General features: G+C 64.3%; 8 protein-coding genes. 4 read left to right on the plus strand and 4 right to left on the minus strand.

Features of this window, described 5'->3' with window-relative positions; genetic code table 11:
* On the plus strand, nucleotides 1–249 hold a 249-nt coding region (locus EOA36_RS37800), incomplete at its 5' end, for a hypothetical protein (RefSeq protein ID WP_210212429.1).
* Between the two features lie 10 nt (nucleotides 250–259).
* The gene (locus EOA36_RS26825) at nucleotides 260–841 is read left to right on the plus strand and encodes a histidine phosphatase family protein (protein WP_127280127.1); all 582 of its coding nucleotides are present in this window, start codon (nucleotides 260–262) and stop codon (nucleotides 839–841) included.
* A gap of 289 nt (nucleotides 842–1,130) precedes the next feature.
* On the opposite strand, the gene EOA36_RS26830 is transcribed toward EOA36_RS26825, so the two are convergent.
* From EOA36_RS26830 to EOA36_RS26840, 3 genes are all read right to left on the minus strand, one after another.
* Nucleotides 1,131–1,532: a VOC family protein gene (locus EOA36_RS26830; protein ID WP_127280128.1), complete on the minus strand. Its 402-nt coding sequence runs from the start codon at nucleotides 1,530–1,532 to the stop codon at nucleotides 1,131–1,133.
* A gap of 99 nt (nucleotides 1,533–1,631) precedes the next feature.
* Nucleotides 1,632–2,675, minus strand: coding sequence for an RNA polymerase subunit sigma-70 (locus tag EOA36_RS26835; RefSeq protein WP_127280129.1), 1,044 nt, complete (start codon nucleotides 2,673–2,675; stop codon nucleotides 1,632–1,634).
* A gap of 40 nt (nucleotides 2,676–2,715) precedes the next feature.
* Nucleotides 2,716–3,462 carry an SDR family NAD(P)-dependent oxidoreductase gene (locus EOA36_RS26840; protein ID WP_127280130.1) on the minus strand — a complete coding sequence of 249 codons (747 nt, stop codon included), beginning with the start codon at nucleotides 3,460–3,462 and terminating at the stop codon, nucleotides 2,716–2,718.
* Between the two features lie 226 nt (nucleotides 3,463–3,688).
* Between EOA36_RS26840 and EOA36_RS26845 the strand changes: the two genes are divergently transcribed.
* A complete protein-coding gene (locus tag EOA36_RS26845) occupies nucleotides 3,689–3,958 on the plus strand; it encodes a cyclase (RefSeq protein WP_127280131.1) in 270 nt (89 codons plus the stop codon).
* Between the two features lie 262 nt (nucleotides 3,959–4,220).
* A complete protein-coding gene (locus EOA36_RS26850; RefSeq protein ID WP_127280132.1) occupies nucleotides 4,221–4,634 on the plus strand; it encodes a hypothetical protein in 414 nt (137 codons plus the stop codon).
* Between the two features lie 34 nt (nucleotides 4,635–4,668).
* Here EOA36_RS26850 and EOA36_RS26855 read toward each other — a convergent pair.
* The coding region (locus EOA36_RS26855; RefSeq protein WP_145969321.1) for a pseudouridine synthase at nucleotides 4,669–5,226 on the minus strand (558 nt) is incomplete at its 5' end.

The following is a 5,226-nucleotide window of genomic DNA, read 5'->3' on the forward strand; positions in this document are numbered from 1 at the left end:
CTGCCCCTCATTGCCCTGCCGGGCATTTCTCCCCGTAAACTGGGAGAAAGAAGCTGCCTCAACGCCGCGGCCTCACTTGCAACGCTGCCGATTGGCGAAACCAGCGGCGACAGCGTCCTTCTCCCGTTTACGGGGAGAAGATGGCGGCAGCCAGATGAGGAGCGGCGCCGGCGCATCGAGAAGAGGCATGAATTTCGCCAGCCGGATTCCCCTTCGCGAAATCGTCCTCTAAGGTGCCGGCAACTTTGAAAGGCATTCCATGAGCAGCGCGTTTCCACAGATCCATCTGGTCCGGCATGGCGAGACCGCGTGGAGCCTTTCGGGGCAGCATACAGGCCGCACCGACATGCCGCTGACGCCGGCCGGCGAAGCGGCGGCGCGCGGTGTGGCGGACCGCTTGAAAGGCCTGTCGTTTTCGCAGGTTTGGACGAGCCCGTCGCAGCGCGCCTACAACACCAGCGTGCTTGCCGGCTTTGGGGCCGCGAGCCTCAAGCTGGACGATCTGCAGGAGTGGGATTACGGCGCCTATGAAGGGCGCACGACCAAGGAAATCCTGGCCGAGCGGCCGGGCTGGAACGTGTTTCGCGACGGTTGCCCGCAAGGCGAGACGGCGGCCGATGTCGGCGCCCGCGCCGACAGGATTATCGATCGCCTGCGCAAGGCCAATGCCGACATACTGATTTTTTCCAGCGCGCATTTCCTGCGCGTGCTCGCCGCCCGCTGGCTCGGCCTGCCGCCGGAAGGCGGGGCGCTGTTCGTGCTCGACACGGCCAGCATCAGCGTGCTGGGTTATGAGCATGATCTGACCGAGCCGGTCGTGCGCAAGTGGAACGGGAAGTAGGCAGGCCACATCAACCAGATGCGGTGACGCCTATCGTCTTCGTCATCCACGGGCGAAGCAAGGAGCGAAGCGACGCGGCGCAGACCCGAGGATCCATGCCGCGACTTCGGGGCGCAGCCACGGTGCGGAATTCTGCTCCGCTGCGCTTCACGGCAAAGGTCCCGGCATGGATCCTAGGGTCTCCGCGACGGAGCTGCGCTCCTGCTTCGCCCTAGGATGACGACGTGTTGGGTGGCTTTGGCTAATTCCGATGCTGGACGCTAATCAACTCAAACCGCGCGCCCGCCTCCTACCTCTCGAACTTCCTGATCGCCTCGGCGGTGATGGGCTGGAAGAAATTCACCAGATTGCCGTCGGGGTCACGGAACAGCAGCGAGCGGTTGCCCCAAGGCATGGTGGTCGGCTCCTGCACGGTCGTCTTCTTGATGAGGTCCGACAGCCGGGCGAATTCGGCATCGACGTCGCCGACGCGGAATTCGAGGATGGCGGTGTGGTTGTCGGCGGGGCGGGCGATGTCGCCGCCGAACAGCATCAGGGTGCGCGTGCTGCCGATTGCCAGCGTGCAGGCCGGGGTCGCCAGTTCGGCGAAGTCTTCCGTGTATACGGTCACCGGCATGCCGGTGATCTCACCGTAGAAGCGCACGAGGCGCTGGACATCTGACGTGATGATGCGGACAGAGACGAAATTCATCGCATTGGCTCCTTGATCTCGAAGCCGCGAGCGGGCTTCCCAGCCGATGCATAGACCAGGCCTCCTGACAGCTTTCTGTCAGGAGAGGAGTTGTGACGGTTACGCTTCGGGTTCGGTCCAGACCGGCGGCAGGCCGAAAGCCGCGAACAAATCGGGGCCGAGCGGGCCGACATAGACCGTCAGCGCGGTGATCCGGCCTTCGGCCGGCTCGATGACGTGCAGCGATTGCGCGCGCCATTCCGGGTCGTGAAACCGCTGCGCGTAGATCGCGACCGCGGGCTGGCCGTTGGCCCTTGTCGCCACCGCGCGATAGCCGGCGTAATTGTTCCACACGGTCTTGAAGAAGTCGTGGATCGCCTGGCGCCCCTGATACCAGTCATGCCATGGCGGCATGTGGTAGGTGGCGTCTTCGCGCAGCAGTTCGACGAAGCCATCGAGATTGGCGGCCTCCCAGGTCCTGATATAGCGTTCGAGCAGCAGGTCCTCGTCGGGGCTTGGCCGCGCGCGCTGCAGTGGCCGCCCCTTTGGAAAGCGTTCGCCAAGTGTGGCGCGCGCCCGCTGCAAGGCACTGTTGACCGACGCCGTCGAGCCGCCCAGCAATTGAGCCGCCTCCAGCGCCGACCAGCCGAGCACGTCGCACAGCAAAAGCACGGCGCGCTGCCTGGGCGGCAGAAGCTGGATCGCCGCGACGAAGGCCAGCCGGACGGCCTCACGGGTTTCGTAGCGTGCGTCCGGCCCGGGTGCGCCATCGGCGAGATCGGGCAGCTCGGCGTCCGGGTAAGGTTCCAGCCAGGCGAGTTCGGCGGCCGGCCCGGCAGCGGCGCGGCCTTCGGTCGACGGCCGTGCGGGCTCTTCGAGAATGCGGCGCGCCGACGACCTCGCCTTGATCGCGTTGAGGCAATTGTTGGTGGCAATGGCGTAGAGCCAGCCACGCGGCGAGCCGTGGCCGCCGAATTGCGCGCGGCCGCGCCATGCCTTCAGGAACGTGTCCTGGACGAGGTCGTCGGCCTCGTGCAGCGAGCCCATCATCCGGTAGCAGTGCAGCTTGAGTTCGCGGCGGTGGGTGGTGGTCAGGCGCTCGAAGGCCGGCCGGTCGAGGACCGGCCGGCCCGATGACCCGGAAGCGCCAGGAGCATCCGTCATTTCAAGTCCACTGTAACGATTTCGGGCCATCCTGCGCGCCTCACGCCGCCGCCGCAAGGCCGCTGCCGCTCACCGTGAAGGCGGTGCCCTGCATCTTGCCGCCGGCAAGCGTCACCACGGCGCTGGCGACATCGGCGGGCGTCTGCATATCGGTCATGCTGGCCAGGAAATCCGCCGGGCTGATGCCGAGATAGGCCGAAACGCCCGATATGCCGCGCTGGCCGACGCCGGTGCCGGCCATGATGCGCATCGGCGCCAGCGCCATGAAACGCAGGCCGAGGCCAAGCCGGTCGGCTTCCTTCTGGCTGTGGGCGGCGAGGAACAACTGCATGCGCTTGGCGCCGGAGTAGCCGCCGGAATTGGGCGGGCCGCCGCTGAATGCAGCGCCGCTGGAGATCAGCACCACGCGGCTGCCGGGCTTCAGCCGGCCGCGCAGCGCCGCCTGGCAGAACAGGAAGGACGCCTTGACGTCCATTTCCCAATTGGCGGAGAATTCGTCCCAGCCCTGGTCCTGAATCGGTGCCGACGGGGCGAAGGCACCGGCGCAGATCACCAGCACGTCCGGTTCGAGAGCGGCGAAGACCGCATCGGGTGCCACCTCCTGCGTGGCGTCCGCCACGAGCGTCCTTACGCCTGACGCCTCCCAGGAGAGTTCCTTCAAAGCGTCCGCGCCCCGGGCGACGGCGAGCACGGTTGCTCCCTCGCTCAGCGCAGCCTTCACGATGGAGCGGCCGACGCCCCGGCTGCCTCCGACGACGACAACATTTTGACCTTGCAACGATCCCATGGTTCACCTCGCTGTTCCGGCCCGGAGGAATTCCGGCGCCTGATGATCAGGACAGCCGAGGCGGGTGGAATTCATCGGCACGTCGGCAAAAATCTTTCCGGGGCGCCTGTCAGGCGGCTCTCATTCGTTCGCCGGTTTGCCAAGGACATGATTGGGGCGATAAACTGGACGGCCCATCGCCGATCTCTTGGGCGCACCAATAACAACAGCCTGGGAGGAATGTACGATGACGACGCTGTTCGTGAGACATACCGTGTCCGACTACAAGGCATGGCGCAAAGTCTATGACGGGTTCGCCCCGGTTCAAAAGGCCAACGGCGTGAAGGCGGAGGCCGTCTATCAGGAGGCGGACAACCCCAACGACGTCACCGTGACGCATGATTTCGCCAGTGCCGCCGAAGCGCAGGCCTTCATCAAAAACCCAAAATTGAAAGAGGCGATGGCGAGCGCCGGCGTGGTCGGCGCGCCAACCATGTGGATCACCAACAAGGCCTGATCGACTGCTCTAGCCGTTCGATCCGGTCGCCACTGCCGCAATGAATGGCCAGGTCGCTTTCGGCCTGGCGGGCGGGACGTTTGCTCGAGCGCGCAGCAACGCCAGAGCCGATCCATTGCCAGAAGCAAAACGCATCGGCAAAACTCTATTCTGATAACCAAGAATTGATTGGAAGTACTGCGCCCGTGATTGGCGATTGGCTCGAAAGCCATCCTAAAACTGTCGGCGGGTGAATTAATTCATAAGGCTGAGGGGAGTTGATATGATCCGCCGCACAACGGGTATCATGACGGTGCTTGCGCTTCTGGGGTTTTCGGTCTGTCCAGCCGCCGCGTATACCCACTCGTTCAGCTATGAAAAAACGGCACTCTCCGGACAGGAGATTTTTCTCTACGGAGGATCGACCCTCAACCCCGACTGTTCGAAGGCCGGCAAGGATGATTTGAGAGCAATTTCCGGACCAAGTCATGGAAAGCTGATGATTATGAACGGGAAGACCTATGCGCACTACGCCAAGAAAGATGCGCGTGCGAAATGCGATTCGCGCAAGGTCGACGGGATCAAGGTCATGTATCGGTCGGCCCCCGGTTTCAAAGGGCGAGACGAGGTGACTTTGTCCCTTCATACCTTCTATGGATATGCGTCAAGGACGGTCATCAGGATCAACGTCGAATAGCAGATTCGTTTTTCGGCTGGTGGCGACGCGCCGCTTACTCAGCCAGCAACGCCAGTTCCTCCGCCGTCAGATGCCGCGCCGTGCCCTTGGCGAGGTTGCCGAGCGGCAGGCTGCCGATGGCGATGCGGATGAGGCGCTTGACCTCGATGCCGTGGGCGGCGAGCAGGCGGCGGATGTGGCGGTTCTTGCCTTCGTCGAGCACGATCTCCAGCCAGGCGGTGCGGCCGCCGCTGCGCAAAAGTTCGATCGCGTTTGCCGCCAGGGTCTCGCCGTCGAGGGTGACGCCGGCGCGCAACCTGTCCAGCAGCGTTTCATCCGGCACCGTGGCGACCTGCACGTGATAGGTCTTGGGCAGATGCGAGGCCGGATCCATCAGCCGGTTGGCGAAGCGGGTGTCGTTGGTCATCAGCAGCAGGCCTTCGCTGGCCTTGTCGAGACGGCCGACCGGCGAGACATACGGCAAATCGAGCCCTTCGAGACAGGCATAGACGGTGTCGCGCTGTTGCGGGTCGTCGCGGGTGGTGACCAGCCCGCGCGGCTTGTTCAGCATCAGATAGACCTTGCGCTCGGCGACGACCGCATCGCCATCGAC

Source organism: Mesorhizobium sp. M8A.F.Ca.ET.021.01.1.1 (genome assembly GCF_003998025.1).
In the GTDB taxonomy this organism is placed as follows: Bacteria; Pseudomonadota; Alphaproteobacteria; order Rhizobiales; family Rhizobiaceae; genus Mesorhizobium.